Annotated in this window: 13 protein-coding genes; 12 read left to right on the top strand and 1 reads right to left on the bottom strand. The window is 62.3% G+C overall.

Annotated elements, in window-relative coordinates:
• Nucleotides 1-3 precede the first annotated feature (3 nt).
• The 10 genes from CLH61_RS03610 to CLH61_RS03565 all read left to right on the top strand — a co-directional run bounded on the left by CLH61_RS03610 (nucleotide 4) and on the right by CLH61_RS03565 (nucleotide 9,803).
• Entirely contained in the window at nucleotides 4-1,182 is a 1,179-nt protein-coding gene (locus CLH61_RS03610; RefSeq protein ID WP_099613355.1) for a vWA domain-containing protein, read from the top strand.
• Between the two features lie 134 nt (nucleotides 1,183-1,316).
• On the top strand, nucleotides 1,317-1,844 hold the full coding sequence (locus CLH61_RS03605) for an AraC family transcriptional regulator (RefSeq protein ID WP_099613354.1): 528 nt from the start codon (nucleotides 1,317-1,319) through the stop codon (nucleotides 1,842-1,844).
• Between the two features lie 12 nt (nucleotides 1,845-1,856).
• Nucleotides 1,857-3,221, top strand: coding sequence for a tetratricopeptide repeat protein (locus tag CLH61_RS03600; RefSeq protein WP_143752064.1), 1,365 nt, complete (start codon nucleotides 1,857-1,859; stop codon nucleotides 3,219-3,221).
• A complete protein-coding gene (locus CLH61_RS03595; RefSeq protein ID WP_211289058.1) occupies nucleotides 3,218-6,139 on the top strand; it encodes a tol-pal system YbgF family protein in 2,922 nt (973 codons plus the stop codon). The genes CLH61_RS03600 and CLH61_RS03595 overlap by 4 nt, the downstream gene beginning before the upstream one ends.
• Nucleotides 6,132-6,758, top strand: coding sequence for a tetratricopeptide repeat protein (locus tag CLH61_RS03590; RefSeq protein WP_170003583.1), 627 nt, complete (start codon nucleotides 6,132-6,134; stop codon nucleotides 6,756-6,758). Before CLH61_RS03595 ends, CLH61_RS03590 begins: the two co-directional genes overlap by 8 nt.
• Nucleotides 6,758-7,153 (top strand): hypothetical protein, encoded by a 396-nt coding sequence (locus tag CLH61_RS03585; protein WP_099613351.1) that lies wholly within the window; start codon nucleotides 6,758-6,760, stop codon nucleotides 7,151-7,153. The genes CLH61_RS03590 and CLH61_RS03585 overlap by 1 nt, the downstream gene beginning before the upstream one ends.
• Nucleotides 7,154-7,164: 11 nt before the next feature.
• Nucleotides 7,165-7,800 carry a MotA/TolQ/ExbB proton channel family protein gene (locus tag CLH61_RS03580; protein ID WP_099613350.1) on the top strand — a complete coding sequence of 212 codons (636 nt, stop codon included), beginning with the start codon at nucleotides 7,165-7,167 and terminating at the stop codon, nucleotides 7,798-7,800.
• Nucleotides 7,801-7,826: 26 nt separating this feature from the next.
• Nucleotides 7,827-8,348 (top strand): biopolymer transporter ExbD, encoded by a 522-nt coding sequence (locus CLH61_RS03575; protein ID WP_099613349.1) that lies wholly within the window; start codon nucleotides 7,827-7,829, stop codon nucleotides 8,346-8,348.
• A complete protein-coding gene (locus CLH61_RS03570; RefSeq protein WP_099613348.1) occupies nucleotides 8,345-8,839 on the top strand; it encodes an ExbD/TolR family protein in 495 nt (164 codons plus the stop codon). Before CLH61_RS03575 ends, CLH61_RS03570 begins: the two co-directional genes overlap by 4 nt.
• Nucleotides 8,832-9,803 (top strand): AgmX/PglI C-terminal domain-containing protein, encoded by a 972-nt coding sequence (locus CLH61_RS03565; RefSeq protein ID WP_099613347.1) that lies wholly within the window; start codon nucleotides 8,832-8,834, stop codon nucleotides 9,801-9,803. The genes CLH61_RS03570 and CLH61_RS03565 overlap by 8 nt, the downstream gene beginning before the upstream one ends.
• Nucleotides 9,804-9,820: 17 nt before the next feature.
• Here the strand turns inward: CLH61_RS03565 and CLH61_RS03560 are convergent, their stop codons facing one another.
• Nucleotides 9,821-10,306, bottom strand: coding sequence for a MaoC/PaaZ C-terminal domain-containing protein (locus tag CLH61_RS03560; RefSeq protein WP_099613346.1), 486 nt, complete (start codon nucleotides 10,304-10,306; stop codon nucleotides 9,821-9,823).
• Between the two features lie 188 nt (nucleotides 10,307-10,494).
• On the opposite strand from CLH61_RS03560, the gene CLH61_RS03555 reads away from it, so the two are divergent.
• Together CLH61_RS03555 and hrpA are read left to right on the top strand one after the other, a co-directional pair.
• Nucleotides 10,495-12,171, top strand: coding sequence for a long-chain fatty acid--CoA ligase (locus CLH61_RS03555; RefSeq protein ID WP_099613345.1), 1,677 nt, complete (start codon nucleotides 10,495-10,497; stop codon nucleotides 12,169-12,171).
• A 162-nt stretch (nucleotides 12,172-12,333) separates the two neighbouring features.
• The gene (hrpA, locus tag CLH61_RS03550; protein WP_211289057.1) at nucleotides 12,334-16,260 is read left to right on the top strand and encodes an ATP-dependent RNA helicase HrpA; all 3,927 of its coding nucleotides are present in this window, start codon (nucleotides 12,334-12,336) and stop codon (nucleotides 16,258-16,260) included.
• Nucleotides 16,261-16,295 lie beyond the last annotated feature (35 nt).

Below are 16,295 nucleotides of genomic sequence, written 5' to 3'. Positions count from 1 at the left end.
CTTATGCTGATTGATTTCTTTCTCGAAGTTCGCCGCGCCAAGGTGCCGGCCAGCCTGCGGGAATTCCTCGACCTCCTGGAGGCCCTGCAGAACCGGCTGGCGTTTGCCAACATGGAGGAGTTCTATTACCTGTCACGGTTGTGCCTGGTAAAGGACGAACGCCATTTTGACAAGTTCGACCGGGCATTCGACGCCTATTTCAAGGGCATTGAAAATCTCGATGACCTGATGGCTGCGCTGATTCCCGAAGACTGGCTGCGGGCCGAGTTCGAGAAGCAGCTGACGGACGAGGAAAAGGCAAAGATCGATTCCCTGGGCGGCCTTGAGGAGCTTATCGAGGCTTTCAAGAAGCGCATGGAAGAGCAGAAGGAGCGTCATCAGGGCGGCAACAAATGGATCGGTACCGGTGGTACGTCGCCGTTCGGGGCCAATGGCTACAACCCGGAAGGCTTCCGCATCGGCCAGAAGGACGGTCGCCAGGGCAGGGCGGTCAAGGTCTGGGAAAAGCGCGAGTACAAGGACCTGGATGACAGCATTACCCTGGGCATCCGCAACATCAAGGTCGCCCTGCGCCGTTTGCGCAAGTTCGCCCGCCAGGGGGCGGCAGATCAGCTCGATATGGATGACACCATTCGCTCTACTGCCCGTAATGCGGGTTACCTCGATCTGAAAATGGTGCCCGAGCGCCACAACGCAGTGAAGGTGCTGATCTTTTTTGACGTGGGCGGTTCCATGGACCCCCACATCCGGGTCTGTGAGGAGCTGTTCTCCGCCGCGCGGCTGGAGTTCAAGCACATGGAGTACTTTTACTTCCACAACTTTGTCTATGAGAGCCTGTGGAAAAGCAACATCCGGCGGATGAACGAAACCACCCCGACCTGGGACTTGCTGCACAAGTACACTCCGGACTACAAGGTGATCTTTGTCGGCGATGCCACCATGGCGCCCTATGAAATCTCCCATCCCGGCGGTTCGATCGAACACTGGAACGAGGAAGCCGGGGCCACCTGGTTCCAGCGCATCAGTGAGCATTTCCGCAAGGTGGTCTGGCTCAATCCTCTGCCGGAAAACTACTGGGGCAGCGGTGGCTCACTGGGGATGACCCGACAGCTGGTGAACAACCACATGTACCCCCTTACCATCGACGGCCTGGAATCGGCCATGCGCCACCTCAGCAAGTAACGTCAGGTCCACTCGCCGGACCAGCGCCGGGACGGTTGCCAGTTTCCGATTTGGTGATCTGGTACCGTTCTTGGCAAAACCCCAGTGTTACTCTTTCTGTCAGTTTGTAACGAAGCGTTGCAGGGAGGCAGAAGGTGTATCCGGTTTTACTTCTCATCATTCTGCTGGCAGTAAGCGGGCCGGGCTATGGCCAGTCAGCGGAGTCAGTGGCTGGCGCCGCTGGTCTTGACGCCGATATTGCCAGCCTTGAAGCCGAGGTGGCCCAGCTGGGTCAGTCGGTGTTCAGTCTCGAAGAAGAACTCCTGCATCCGGCGGATACCCGGGTCGAGATCTTTGTCAGCCTTCCCGGCCGTTCCGCCCTGGCACCGGATTCCCTGGTGCTGCACATTGATGGACAGCCGGTCAGCTCCCACCTCTATTCCCTCCGGGAGCGTACCGCCCTGCAGGAAGGCGGGGTGCAGCGGATCTATATCGGCAACCTTGCCCTGGGCAGTCATCAGCTGCAGGCATCACTGACCGCGCAGGCAGCCAACGACCGCTTTGTGCGCCACGACACCACTTTTACCTTCCGCAAGCGACGCGGTGAGACCCGGCTCAAGCTGCTGCTGGATGCACCGGCACCCGCCCACGAACCCGTCATCACCCTCCGTGAATTGAAGTAACCGGTGGTACGCGTGATGGGGGTGAGAAGGTTGCGGGTAGTGCTGACGCTGGCGGTTTGTGTGTTCTCAGTGTCCGCCGCCGCCAGTAGCAAACGCGGCGGGCCGGAGGCCCGTCAGGCGGACCTGTTCAGCCAGGCCGAGGAGGCACGGGTGGCGGGCCATGCTGATCGGGCCGGCGCGCTGTTGTCGCAGATGCCGGGGGGCTACTGGTCTGCCCTCGGCTATCTGAACCTGGCGGCCGATTACAGCCGGACCGACCGTGATCCGGTCCGCGCGCTGGTCGCACTGCGGGTCGCCCTGGCGCTTGCCGGCGAAGCCCCGGAGGATGACCGGGCGGTAGAACTGATCCCCCGTATCCTGTTGCGTGCCGGTTACCTGTCTTATCGCAATGGGGAATACGACAAGGCCATTCGTTTTCTCGAACGGATCCCGCTGGACGATTACATCACCCCCCGCGCCCTTTATATCCACGGGCTTTGCCATGCCGCCCGCAAGAACTACCGGGCTGCCATGCAGTCCTGGCATCGTGCAACCAAATACCCCCTCGCTTACTCCGGAGTTGCGGAGGCCTGGATAGCCCTGGCCCGGGGTTATGACCTGTCCGGCTATCTCGGTCAGGCCGGGGAGTCCTTCCTTGCCGCCAATGCCGCCTATGAAAGCGAGCGGGTTACTCTCCGGACTCTCGCGGATGAAATTCGCGACAGGGGGGCCTATCGGGCGCTGGTGCTGGCGGCCCGGCAGTCCGAAGTGGAGTGGTTTCTGGCGGACAGCCGGACTCTGACCCAGCCCCGCATGGCCTATCTGCTGCGTTTTCTCGAGTCTGCGACCGCCCAGCAGGCGGTCCAGCGTGTCGCCAGTCTTGATCATATGGCGAGCCAGCTTGCGGAATTCCGGCACAACCTGGCGGTTTACCAAAAGGCGCTTGCGGATGGCGCCGAGACAAATGGGGTGGAGGCTGCCGGCCGCCCGGCCACCCGGCAACGTCCGCTGGTGGAACGCTACAACCTGCTGGTTGGACGTTACCAGGCGCTGGCCGAGAGTCGGTCCGGAAATCCGGAAGCTCTGGAGGGTATCCGGCAAACCCTTGCGGACCTGAACGCGGCACTGGCAGCAATTGATGACCGGATGGCCCGTCGGCAACCGCAGTTTGACCATTGGCACGAGGTTGCCGGCTCTCTGGCACGCCAGGCTGGTGAACTGGCCGACCGGGTTAACGGATTGCGCACCAACGCGGAAGCCAGTCTGGATCGCGTTGCGCTGGCTTTTCTCGACGATCAGCAGCAACGCATGGTGTATGCGCTGAATCGCACCGAGCAGCAAATTGCCCATCTGTATGAGCACCTCGCGGTGCGCAACCTGGAGCGGGGTACGCAATGACCAGATCGTTGTTTGGCGGTTTTCGCCACCCTCTGGCATTTCTGCTGATCACCGGCGGATTACTGACTGGCGGCGCCTCGACGTCCCACGCCAGTGACAGTTTCCAGGTCGACCTGCTGGGAGACGGCGAGACGATTGGTGATATGCGCCCCGTTTTTCTCAAATTCGAGACGCGGCCAATGCCTGCCATCTCCCCCCGTGAGGTGGCACGACGCTATCAACGCCTGTTTGATGTCTCCGATGACCCGGAAGTGCGGGTGGACGCCCTCAACCGGCTGGCCAATATCCGCGCGGTTGCCGGGGACGATGCAGGGTTCAGCGACCAGCAGGAGCAGCGGGTCTACCGGGAGGTTCTCGACAGTTACGAGGCAATCCTGCAGCGTGGCTCCTACGCAGGCAAGCTCGATGAATTGCTCTATCAGATGGCCAAGGCCCACGCCTTTGTCGGCCAGGCGGAAGAATCCACCACCCGGCTGCGCCAGCTGGTCGGACTTTATCCGGACTCTCCGCTGGTTGCGGAAGCCCGTTTCCGGATCGCCGAAAGCGCCTATTCTGCGGGTGATTATGCTGGCGCCGAGCTCGGCTATCGCCAGGTGATCGATTCCGGCGCGGCCCCCGCGCTGACCGACAAGGCCCGCTACATGCTCGCCTGGAGCCAGTATCAGCAGGGCCCCGCTGCCTATCAACGGGCGGCCGGGAGTTTTCTGGAGGTGCTGGGCAGGTACTATCAACACACCGCGAGGTTCCGGCAAGTGCCTGCGGGAGCGCTGGATGTGATTAACGATGCCTTGCGGATGGTGGCCCTGATGGCTGACCGGTCAGGTGGCAGCCCGGCGCTGGCAGGATGGCTGGCCGATGCTCCCGCGGGTGACTTTGCCGGGATGGTGTATGACCGCCTGGCGGACTATTACGCCGGGACCGGGCGGTACCGGGAAAGCGCCCGGGTCATTATGGAATTTGTCGGTCTTGCTCCGGCCGAGGTGGACGTGGCGGCCTTCCGCGCCCAGCTGGTGGAGGTCTGGGGGTTGGCGGGTAAGCCGCAGGAGCAACGTAGTGCCAAGGCGGATTTCGTGGCGGCCTATCAGGATGAAGCATCCTATGCGGCGCTGACTGATCGCGACCAGCGGCGTTGGCAGGACTACTCCCGGGAGCTGGCGGCATTCCGTTACCAACAGGGGCAGTCTGGCCAGCAGCAGGCATTTGCCCAGGCTGCCCGCTATTACCGCGGACTGGCTGACCGGCTTGCTGACAATGGTGAGGAACTGCGCCTGGCAGGCGATGCGTGGCTGCAGGGCGGTGCCTTTGTCAAGGCCCTGCAAGCATACCGGGATGCCGCCTATGGCTCCGGAAGTTACAGCCATGCCGCCGATGCGGGCTGGGCGGCGGTCGTCCTGCAGCGCCAGGGTCTGGACGGTGAGGTTGCCTTGTCAGCGGACCTGGCGTCCGTGGCTGCGGAGACCGACCGGTTCGCCGCTGCATTCCCCGAAGATCACCGGTTACCCGGATTACTCGCTGACATGGCCAACCGCTCGCTCGCCGGCGGCCTGTCCGATCAGGCCCGGCGCTATGCAACCGCGGTGGTCCGTCATCCATCCACCAGCAACGAGGCGTCCCTCAGTGGCTGGCTGGTACTGGCGCAGGCGAATCAGGCTGCTGCCCGCTATGCGGAAGCCGAACAGGGCTGGCGCAAGGCTTTGGCGCTGGTGGCGGGCAGCGGTATTGGCACGGGCACGGGCACGCAAAGCACCTTCCGCGCAGCCGGTGGGGAACAGGCTCCGGCAACCGAGGCGGGCATCCGTCAGCGGCTGGCTGACACTATCTATCGCCAGGGCGAGGTTGCCGCGATAGCGGGCGACGTCGACCTCGCCGTTGCGAATTTTCAGCGCATCGAGCCGGTGCTGCCGGAGTCGGACACTGCCATTCGCGGCCGCTACGATGCGGCCAACACCCTGCTCGGGGCGCAGCGCTGGCAGTCAGCCATTACCGAACTGCGTCGCTTCCGCCAGGATTATGGCCAGCATCCGCTGGCGGCGGGCATCAGTGACAAGCTGGCCCTGGCCTACCAGTCTTCCGGCCAGCCACTGCGCGCTGCGGATGAGTTGGTTGAAGTGGCGGGCCGTGATTCGGACCCATGGCCCCGGCGGTTGCAGGCGGCAGAGCTCTACCACGAGGGTGGTGACAGCCAACGCCGTAACGGGTTGTACACGGGTTATCTCGCCGTCGCTGGTGTCCCTCAGTCGGCCGGCGAGCATCTGCAACAGCAGCAGATGCGCCAGCGCTTGCTGGAATCGGGTGTGGATGCATCGGTCCATCGCGAGCAGCTGGTTGCAGCTGAACTGGCCAGTGCCTGGCATTCCGCCGAATCGCTGGCCTGGGCGGCGGCTGCGACGATTGAACTCGGCAATGCGGCGCGGCAGGACTTCGAAGCCATAACGATCAGTGCTCCCCTGGCGCAATCGCTCGCCCGCAAACAGGCCGCAATGCAGGCTGCGCTTTCCCGCTACCAGCAGGTGGCACGGCTCGACGATGGCCAGTGGTTGTCCCAGTCCCTGTATCGCCAGGCGGAGCTGTATCGCACGCTGGCGCAGGACTTGATGGCCTCCCAACGGCCGGTCGGACTCAATGAGCTGGAGCTGGAGCAGTATGATCTGCTGCTGGAGGAAGAAGCCTTCCCGTTCGAGGAAACCGCCATCGACCTGCACGCCCGCAATCACCGGCAACTGGCGGAGGGGCGTTTTGACCCCTGGATTGCCCGCAGTCTGGCCCGCCTCGAAGTCCTGTTCCCGGGGCGCTATGCACGGGAGCTGCAATGGCTGCCCTGGCAACCTCAGACCAGCGGAGCGGCCCCGGATCACCCGACTGAAGGCGCCAGCGCCGCCACCGGGGCCCGACAGCAGGGAGGGCAAAACGATGTCTAGTATTCAGGATTGGCGCGGCGGTTTCCGGCCGGCGCGCAGCGCAGGGATTTTTGTTTTTACGTTGCTGGCGGCGGTACTGATTGCCGGCTGCGCAAGCGCTCCCCCCGCCCCAAAACATCGCTCCGCCCCAGCTGCGCATCAGCCACTCAGCGGGCCACAGCAGAGTGTTCTGGAAAATGCCCGGCTGGCGGCGGCGCAGGATAACTGGACGCGGGCCGCTGAACTGCTACGTCCGCTTCATGAGCAGCGCCCGGATTCCGCACTGGTGGCGTCCCGGCTGGGCTGGGTGATGCAGCAGCAGGGGGATACAGCGAGTGCCAGAGTGCTGTATCAGAAGGCGGTCGAGCAGGACCCAACCGAGGCGCTGGCAGTCAATAACCTGGCACTGCTGATGCGGGAAGAGGGGCGGTTTCGGGCAGCCCGCGACTTGCTGCAGGCGGCAATCGACCGGGGCGCGGACGATCCCCGCTTGCATTACAACCTTGCTGTGCTCAGCGAGATCTACCTGTTGGATTATCCCGCAGCCCTACGGCACTACCGTCGCTACCGGCAACTCGCCGGAGCGGAGTCGGAAGCGGTCGCCGGCTGGATCCGGGACCTTGAGCGCAGGGCAGACTGATGGCTGGAATTGTCATGGTGACGCCGGCACCGGCGACCAAACGGCGGATCGCCTGCAAGGGCTGGTTGCCGGTTGCAGGGTGGATTCTTGGCCTGCTGGTACACCCGCTTGTGGCTGCGGAGCCTGCAGCGCAGAGCTCGCGGCCCGACGACGCAACGGAAGCGCCGGTTGCGCTGACGGTCGAGGGTATCTCACCGGTCAGCGAGGACGACGACCCCCGGGTGCTGTACATCCTGCCCTGGCAGCCGCCGACCTTGCCGGCGAAGTCCGCGGAACCCCTGGACGGCGAAGCGGCCGATCTATCCGAACCTCTGGACCCGATCGCCCTTGAGCGGCACCGGGTCTTCCGACAGACACTGAATCCGCAACTGGATTCGTTGACGCCCATTCCCTAGGGAGACTGGTTATGCTGGAAACCGTTGTACGTTTTTTTCAGGAAGGCGGCCCCTTCATGTATCCGATTGCCGTAGTGCTTGTACTGGGCCTGGCGATTGCGCTCGAACGATTCATTTACCTGGGGGCGGTGCGGCGTCGTAACCGGCTGGCGTTCGAGCGGGGCATTCTGCCGGCGCTCCAGCAGCGGGACTATCAGCGGGCCATGAAGGCCGCCAATGGCTCAGACAGTGCGATTGCCGGGGTGATCGGTGCGGGGATTGCGCGGTTACTCAATAACCGGCGCCGGGAAGATATCGAGTATGCCATGGAAGAGGGCCTGATGGAGGTGTTGCCGCGACTGGAAAAGCGCACCCAGTATCTCGCCACCCTGGCAAACATCTCTACTTTGCTGGGGCTGCTGGGAACCATTATCGGCCTGATTGCCGCCTTCACCGCGGTGGCGGCCGCAGATCCTTCCCAGAAAGCCAGCCTGCTGTCCGGCAGTATTTCGGTGGCCATGAATACCACTGCCTTTGGACTGATGTCCGCCATCCCGCTGCTGATGTTCCATGCCCTGTTGCAGACCCGCACCAACGAGATTGTGGACAGTTTCGAGATGGCCGGCGTCAAGTTGCTGAACCTGGTTGCCGATCAGGCCCCCGGTTAACGTCTGGCCTGAGTGAGGAGGGGGCTATGAGACGCAGGCATCGCAGGCAGCACAGCCAGCCGGAGCTGGATATCACCGCCTTCATGAATCTGATGATCGTGTTGGTGCCGGTTCTGTTGCTTGGCATGGTGTTCAGCCAGATCCGGATGATAGAACTGAATTTTCCCGGCATGGAAAGCGGCAAGGGGACGAGCGCAGAAGAGTTGCAGCTGGTGGTCACGCTGCGGCCATCCGGGCTGACCGTTGCCACCAGCGAACGGGGGGTGATCCGGTCACTGCCGCCCGTCGAAGGCCTGCAGGATTTTGCTGGCCTGCGGGAAACCCTCAAGCAGATCAAGCAGCAGGTGCCGGAGAAAACCGACATTCTCCTGGAGGTGGCTGAAGAGATTGATTACCAGACCCTGGTAACGACCATGGATACCGTCCGCTCCTATCCGGCGGTGGTCGCGGCGAGCGTCGTGCAGGCCGAGTTGTTCCCGGATGTCTCCCTGGGGAATGCGACAGCGGGCCCGACGGTGGATCTGGCCCGGGCCGGGGAGGGCGTATGAAAACCTCCCGCCGTGCCCGCAGAATCCAGCGGCACTACTCCCGGATGCATCGGGCGGGTGGCCTGAACCTGGTTTCCCTGATGGACATTTTCACCATTCTGGTGTTCTTTCTGATGGTTAATTCGTCCGATGTGAAAGTGCTGCAGAGCACTCCCGATGTGGATCTCCCGGTGTCTACTGCCGGCCAGCAGGCGGTCGACAGCCTCACCGTTCAGGTGACGGCAGACGCTATTCTGGTCCAGGGTCGGGTGGTTGCCGGGGCGGAAGAGTTTCTCTCCGCCGGCCCGACTATCCCGGGCTTGTCCGGGGAGCTGGCGCTTCGCCGCGAGCGCCGGGGCGAAGCGCCCGGTGCAGGGTTCGAGGTGACCATTCTTGCCGGTCGCGATACCGATTACCGGCTCCTGCGCAAGGTGATGCAGAGCTGTGTCGATCAGGACTACCGCCAGGTGAGGCTGGCGGTTGAATCGCCCGGGGAGGTCGGCAATGGCTGAGGTTCTGCAACCGGCCGGTCGTTTGCCCTGGTCCGGGGATGAAGGGGAGCGCCGCCTGTTCCGCCGGATATTGGTCGCGCTGTTACTGGTGGCACTGGCGCCGGCGGTCTGGATCCCGTGGATTGAACTCCCGCAGCGCGACCGCGCCGAGGCGGAGGCGATACCGCCACAGTTGGCGCGGTTGGTGGAACGCAAGGCGGTCCCGCCTGCCGAAGCCGTCAGCCCGCCGCCACCGGCGCCAGAGCCGGTTCCGGAGGTTAGCCCTCAGCCTGAGTCGGTACCCGAGGTTGCGATGCCGCGCCCGGAACCTGCCCCCGCGAAACCTGCGCCGGAACCGGTGGCGCCGTCGCAGACGGTCGAGCAGGCCAGGGCGGTGGCCAGCCGGTCCGGGTTGCTCGGGCTGCGCAGTGAACTGGCAAAAATACGGGACGCCGTGCCGGCGGTGGAACACGCCCGGTTAGCTGCCAACGTGACCACGGCAGACGTCGAGTCGCAAGCCGGCACGAATCCTGTGGAAGTCCTCGCCGGAAGCGGCGGCATCACCGAAACGTCAGGCCCCGTCCATGAGGTAGCCGTGGCCGGGCATACGGTGAGGGAGGTTGCATCGGCACCCACCGCGCAAACCGCGGCTGTTGCCCGGGCGAAACCTTCGCCTGCGGCGCGCAAGGGGCCGGCGGAACGGGGCATGACCAATATCCGTAAGGTGTTCGACGCCCAGAAAACGGCGCTGTATACGATCTATCGGCGTGAGCTGAGGCAGGACCCGGGCCTGGAAGGCAAAGTTTTGCTGGAACTGGTGATCGAGCCTGACGGCAGCGTTTCCCATTGTGAGGTGGTGAGCTCGGAGCTGGATAATCCCGCCCTGGAAAGCCGGCTCGCCAGTCGGGTGCGTCTGTTCAATTTCGGGGCAGAGAATGTCGAATCCCGCCGGGTGCGGTTCCCGATCGATTTTCTGCCCGGTTAGGCTGTCTTTTCAGGCCATCAGTATTCGATGGTGATTTTCGGCAGGCGGGGTTTTTCCAGTGTGAGTTTCTGGCTCGGGGCAATTACCTTGGCTTCCCCCTCAACCACCTGCTGGTCGTTCTGGTTACGTACCTCACAAGCGACGACGACTCGCCCCTTGGGCTCCTTGCGAAGCACTGTCAGGTTGACGGTCAGGGTGTCGTTCAGTTTCACGGGCCGCTTGAACGAAAGGCTCTGCTCCAGGTAAATGGTGCCCGGTCCCGGCAGCACAGTGGCAAGTGCTGCAGAAATCAGGGAGCCGCTCCACATGCCGTGGGCGATGCGCTCCTTGAACATGGAGTCAGCGGCAAAACCGGCATCCAGGTGCACCGGGTTGACGTCGCCGGAAACCGCGGCAAACAGGACCAGTTCGTCTTCGGTCAGGGTACGCGAGTAGCTTGCGGTAGCGCCTTCCTGGAGTTCGTCATAGGTGATGTTTTGCAGTGTTTCCTGGGCCTGAACCATGATTTTTCCTTTATGCGCCGTCGGCGTGGGAGAGTGTCTGAAGTGTGTTGCTGAAAGCTACCTCATCGTTAACAAAACTGCTATTCTCTCCCCTCATTTTTTGGGCTGATACTTTTGTCGGGTTGATTTTTTGATCAGTCTGGCATTGGTGAATCACTACAATCACAAGTGCCAATCAGGAGATGGTGATGGATTTTGAGCAGTTCTATCAGGATAAATACCCTGCCGGTGTCCCCCGTGAGGTGGATCTGAACAAGTACAAGAGCATGGTTGATGTCCTCGAGCAGGCCGTTAAGAAGCACGCGGACCGGCCGGCATTCAGTGCTGTTGGCGTAACGCTCACCTACCGTGACCTGGATACTCAGAGCCGTAACTTTGCGGCATGGCTGCAGAACAAGACCGACCTCAAGCCCGGCGACCGTATTGCCGTGCAGATGCCGAACCTCACCCAGTACCCTGTGATTGTCTTTGGTGCGATGCGCGCCGGCCTGATTGTGGTGAACACCAACCCGCTCTACACCACCCGCGAAATGGAGCACCAGTTCAATGATTCCGGTGCCAAGGCCCTGGTGGTGCTGGCCAATATGGCGGAGAACGCGGAAAAGGTGGTTCCCAATACCGGCATTGAGCATGTCATCATCACCGAAATCGCCGACATGCACTCACCGCTGAAGCGTACCCTGATGAACGCTGCGGTCAAGCACCTCAAGAAAATGGTTCCCCCGTACAAGATCCCCGGCGCTCACAAGTTGCCTGCGGTGCTCAGCGCCGGCGCCCGTGAGACGTTCACACCCGTTGAAAGCAAACTGGACGACCTGGCTGTGTTGCAGTACACCGGCGGTACCACCGGCGTGGCCAAGGGTGCCATGCTGACGCACGGCAACCTGGTGGCCAACCTGCTGCAGGTGCGTCCGATGATGGAAGACCAGGTGGAAGAGGGTAAGGAAATCGTGGTGGCTCCGCTGCCGCTTTACCACATTTACTCATTCACCCTGAACTGCGGCATCATGCTGGAAGCGGGCGCCCATAACGTGTTGATCCCGAACCCGCGGGATATCCCGGGCTTCGTCAAGGAACTGAAAAACCACAAGTTCACCGCCTTTATTGGCCTGAACACCCTGTTTGTTGCCTTGTGCAACAACGAAGATTTCCAGGGTCTGGACTTCAGCGCGCTCAAACTGACGGCGTCCGGTGGTATGGCGCTGACCAGTGATACCGCGAAAATGTGGCAGCGGGTGACGGGCTGTGAGATCAGCGAAGGCTACGGTATGACCGAAACCTCGCCGGTGGTCACCTTTAACCCCCACAGTGCTATCCAGCTGGGTACCATTGGTTTGCCAATTCCGTCCACGGTGGTCAAGACCATTGATGACGACGGCAACGAGACACCGCTCGGCGAGCCGGGCGAACTGTGTGTGAAAGGGCCGCAGGTAATGCGCGGTTACTGGCAGCGCCCGGAGGATACTCAGAAGTCCTTTACCGACGATGGCTTTATCAAGACCGGTGACGTCGCACTGATCCAGGAAGACGGCTATATCCGTATCGTGGACCGTAAGAAGGACATGATCATTGTGTCCGGCTTTAACGTGTTCCCCAACGAAATTGAAGACGTGGTTACCAGCCACCCGAAAGTGGTCGAGTGCGCAGCGGTTGGGGTGCCCGATGCCAAGAGTGGCGAAGCGGTCAAGGTATACCTGGTGCCCAAGTCCGCGGACCTGACGGAGAATGAGCTGAAAGAGTTCTGTCGCGAGCGGCTGACCGCTTACAAGGTGCCCAAGCTGTTTGAGTTCCGCGAAGAGCTGCCAAAAACCAACGTTGGCAAAATCCTCCGCCGCGAGCTGCGCGACGAAGCCGCCAACCAGTAAAATCGATTGCCAGGGCCGGTGAACGGCTCTGGCGGTTGCAGAACAGACCCTGCTCCGGCGGGGTTTTTTCGTTTCAAGACCGGATGGATCCCGTTAGACTGGCTCACCCTGAAGACAAGCCACTGAACCGGACCGGTCGAACATCAACGGTAAAGCCTAGCAATGACGGATACTCCCGCGGACAAAACAACCTCGCTATCGGATCCTCAAGCTGCCGTCGCAGCGATCATCGAGCAGCTCGATGCCTGCAACCAGCTCGAAGCGGCACGGATTCGCAAGCGCATTGCCAGCCGTAAGGGACGCCCGGGCACCCGTGATCTGGAGCAGATCGGCGGGTGGCTTGAGCGTGGTCTTGCAACCGTGCGGGACCGCCTGGCTCTTCACCGCCCGGCCAGTTTTCCTGACGGGCTGCCGGTGTCCGGCCGGGTGGAGGACATCACCCGGGCGTTGACCGAGCACCAGGTGGTGATCATCGCCGGCGAGACCGGCTCCGGTAAAACCACCCAGATTCCGAAGATTTGCCTGAACAACGGGCGGGGCATCCGGGGCCTGATCGGCCATACCCAGCCCCGGCGGATTGCCGCCCGCAGCGTGGCATCCCGTATTGCCGAGGAGCTCGGTGAGCAAACCGGGCAGCAGGTGGGTTATCAGGTTCGCTTCACCGACACCACGTCGCCCCAGACGCGGCTGAAGGTCATGACCGACGGCATCCTGCTGGCGGAGATTCAGCATGACCGCTTTCTCGACAAGTACGACACGCTGATCATTGACGAGGCCCATGAGCGCAGCCTCAACATCGACTTCCTGATGGGTTACCTGAAGCAGTTACTGCCCAGGCGGCCGGACCTGAAAGTGATCATTACTTCCGCCACCATCGAGGTGGAGCGGTTCAGTCAGTTCTTCGGCAATGCGCCGGTTATTGAGGTGAGCGGCAGGACCTATCCGGTCGAGGTGTGTTATCGGCCGCTCACCGGGGATGAGGATGATCGCGATCAGGGCTGGAACGACGGGGTACTGGCTGCCCTGGATGAGATTGTGGCCCACGAGCGGGCCAACAAGCAGCCTCCCGGAGATGTACTGGTGTTCCTGCCCGGGGAGCGGGAAATCCGTAACCTGAGCAAGACCCTGCGCCATGCCGAGTTGCAGCACACCGAGGTGCTGCCCCTGTACTCCAGGTTGAGTAACCAGGAACAGAACCGGGTTTTCCAGTCCCATCGCGGCCGCCGCATTGTGCTGTCCACCAACGTGGCGGAAACCTCCCTTACGGTGCCGGGCATCCGCTATGTCATCGATACGGGCGTGGCCCGCATAAGTCGCTACAGCGTGCGCTCGAAGATCCAGCGCCTGCCCATAGAGCCGGTCTCCCAGGCCAGTGCCAACCAGCGCGCGGGGCGTTGTGGCCGGGTGGCACCGGGGATCTGCTTCCGGTTGTACGACGAATCCGACTACCTTAACCGGCCGGAATTCACTGATCCCGAAATCCTCCGTACCAACCTGGCCTCCGTCATTCTGCAGATGGCTACCTCCGGGTTGGGGGAGATCCGTCATTTTCCGTTTCTCGAGGCGCCCGACAGCCGGCTGATCAATGACGGCTACAAGCTGCTGGAGGAGCTCAGCGCCGTGGACGACCGGCGCAAGGTCACCCCGCTCGGTCGGACCATGGCACGGCTGCCACTGGACCCCCGACTTGCCCGGATGCTGGTTACCGCTGCAGACCAGGGCAGTCTGGCGGAGACCCTGGTGATCATTGCCGGTCTCAGTGTCCAGGATCCCCGCGACCGTCCCCAGGACAAGCAACAGGCTGCGGATCAGGCCCACGCCCCGTTCAACGACAAGGAATCGGACTTTGCCACCCTGCTGAATATCTGGAACTGGTACGAGGAGCAGCGGCAGGAGCTGTCCCAGAACCAGCTCAAGAAGCTGTGCCAGAAGAGCTTCCTGTCCTGGATGCGGATGCGGGAGTGGCGGGATATCCACCGCCAGCTCGCGGTGATCTGCCGGGAGCAGAAACTGGCACTCAACCGGGAGCCCGCCACCTATGACAGCCTGCATAAAGCCATACTGGCCGGTTTGCTGGGGCAGGTGGCGGTGAAAGTGGAGAAGCGGGAATACCTTGCCACCCGTAACCGCAAGGTAATGATCTTTCCCGGCTCGAAGGTTGCCAGGAGTGGGCCGAAGTGGCTGGTGGCGGCAGAGATTGTCGAGACCAGCCGGGTCTTTGCCCGGATGGTGGCCCGGATCGAGCCGGAATGGATCGAGCCCCTGGCTGGACATGTGGTGAAGCGTCATTATTTCGAACCCCACTGGGAGCAGAAACGCGCCCAGGTGATGGGGTATGAAAAAGTGACCCTCTACGGTCTGGACGTGATTCCGCGCCGACGCATTCCCTACGCCAAGGTGGATCCGGTGGAGTCCCGCCTGCTGTTCATCCGTCGTGCCCTGGTGGAAGGCGATTACCGGACCAAGGCACCGTTCATCGCCCGTAACCAGGAACTGCTGGATACCGTCGAGAACCTGGAACGCAAGACCCGGCGCCGGGACTTGCTGGTTGAGGATGAGGCCCTGGTTGAGTTCTACGATCAGCGTTTGCCGGCGGATATTGTCAGCGGTCGACATTTCGAGAGCTGGTGGAAGGGCCTCAGCGCCGAACAGCTGCGGGCCATGGAACTGACCGAAGCCGATATCCTGCAGCGTCCGGCGGACGCCGGGGCGGCCGGGCTGTATCCGGACTATCTGGAGTGGGAGGGGGTGCGTTATCCCCTCAGTTACCAGTTCGAGCCTACCGAAGAGGATGACGGCGTCACCCTGAAAGTCCCGCTGATGGCGCTGCGCCAGTTGCCGGCGCGGCGGCTGGAATGGCTGGTGCCCGGCCTGCTGCGGGAAAAATGCATTGCGCTGGTGAAAGGGCTGCCCAAATCCCTGCGTCGCAACTTTGTACCGGTTCCGGATTTCGTCGATGCGGCGCTCGCCAGCATGACGCCGGGTAACGAACCGCTGACGGTCAGCCTGGCAGCCCAGTTGCGCCGCATGACCGGTGTGCAGATTGATCCGCAGGCCTGGCCGGATGAGGAGTTGCCGCGCCACCTGCGAATGAATCTCCGGGTGATTGACGATGCCGGCAAGGTGATTGGCGAAGGCCGCGAAATCGACAGCCTGCAGCACAAGCTGGAGGGACGGGCCGAGGAGGCGTTGTCCAGCGCCACCCGGAAAGAAAAGAAAGGCAGTTCGCCCGCGGAGTATCGCGACTGGCAGTTCGGCACCCTTGAGGAATCGGTTCGCACCGAAAAGGCGGGCATGCAGGTGACGGTCTACCCGGGGCTGGAAGATCTGGGTGACAAGGTCCGGGTCTCCCGTTTCCTGGACCGGGTCACGGCGGACGAATCAACCCGCCGGGGCGTCGGGCGGCTGGCACTGAACCGGCTGGGCAACGTGCTGGAGGATATTGAGCGCCGGTTGCCGCGGTTCAAGTCGTCGGGCTTGTTGTTTGCCCCGATGGGGCAGGCCCGGGTGTTGCTGGACGACCTGTTACTGGCCACCGCCATGCAGCATTTCGCCCCGGGTCCGTTGCCGCGTTCGGCGGAGGACTTCGAGACCCTGTTTCAGCAGGGCAGGGGTGATTTTATTGCTGCCCTGGAGGCGGCTGACCAGCGGCTTTTTGAGGCGATGCAGGGTTATCACCGCATCATGAAGCAACTCAAGGGGAAGATTAACCTGGCGCTGGCCAACAGTATGGCCGACCTCAAGTTCCAGCTGGAAAACCTGGTTTACCCCGGGTTCCTGGTGGCAACACTGCCGGAGTGGCTTGAGCACTTCGGCCGTTATTTCGAGGCGGCGGCCATCCGTCTCGAGAAGATGCCTCGGGAGCTGGGTCGCGAGCGGGAATTTCTCCACACTATCGAACCTTTATGGTCGCGCTATGCCCGCAAGAGAGACGAGCAGCAGCGCCAGGGTGTGCGGGACCCCGAGCTGGTCAGCTACCGCTGGATGCTCGAGGAATTCCGCGTGTCCTTCTTTGCCCAGCAGTTAGGCACAGCGGTGCCGGTTTCGGTGCAGCGGCTTGACCGGCAGTGGGAAAAGGTGCGGGTATAATCTGGCCGTGAGGGCTGAGCGACGCAGTCGGGGCG

Source organism: Marinobacter profundi (assembly GCF_002744715.1).
Classification (GTDB): Bacteria; Pseudomonadota; Gammaproteobacteria; order Pseudomonadales; family Oleiphilaceae; genus Marinobacter; species Marinobacter profundi.
This window is presented reverse-complemented; position numbering and strand designations above follow the sequence as displayed.

Excerpts from the sequence above, each read along its gene's own strand:
- CLH61_RS03595 (WP_211289058.1), top strand. The coding sequence starts at position 3,218 with ATGACCAGATCGTTGTTTGGCGGTTTTCGCCACCCTCTGGCATTTCTG.
- CLH61_RS03585 (WP_099613351.1), top strand. The coding sequence starts at position 6,758 with ATGGCTGGAATTGTCATGGTGACGCCGGCACCGGCGACCAAACGGCGG.
- CLH61_RS03555 (WP_099613345.1), top strand. The coding sequence starts at position 10,495 with ATGGATTTTGAGCAGTTCTATCAGGATAAATACCCTGCCGGTGTCCCC.
- hrpA (WP_211289057.1), top strand. The coding sequence starts at position 12,334 with ATGACGGATACTCCCGCGGACAAAACAACCTCGCTATCGGATCCTCAA.
- CLH61_RS03590 (WP_170003583.1), top strand. The coding sequence starts at position 6,132 with ATGTCTAGTATTCAGGATTGGCGCGGCGGTTTCCGGCCGGCGCGCAGC.
- CLH61_RS03580 (WP_099613350.1), top strand. The coding sequence starts at position 7,165 with ATGCTGGAAACCGTTGTACGTTTTTTTCAGGAAGGCGGCCCCTTCATG.
- CLH61_RS03610 (WP_099613355.1), top strand. The coding sequence starts at position 4 with ATGCTGATTGATTTCTTTCTCGAAGTTCGCCGCGCCAAGGTGCCGGCC.
- CLH61_RS03560 (WP_099613346.1), bottom strand. The coding sequence starts at position 10,306 with ATGGTTCAGGCCCAGGAAACACTGCAAAACATCACCTATGACGAACTC.
- CLH61_RS03575 (WP_099613349.1), top strand. The coding sequence starts at position 7,827 with ATGAGACGCAGGCATCGCAGGCAGCACAGCCAGCCGGAGCTGGATATC.
- CLH61_RS03570 (WP_099613348.1), top strand. The coding sequence starts at position 8,345 with ATGAAAACCTCCCGCCGTGCCCGCAGAATCCAGCGGCACTACTCCCGG.
- CLH61_RS03565 (WP_099613347.1), top strand. The coding sequence starts at position 8,832 with ATGGCTGAGGTTCTGCAACCGGCCGGTCGTTTGCCCTGGTCCGGGGAT.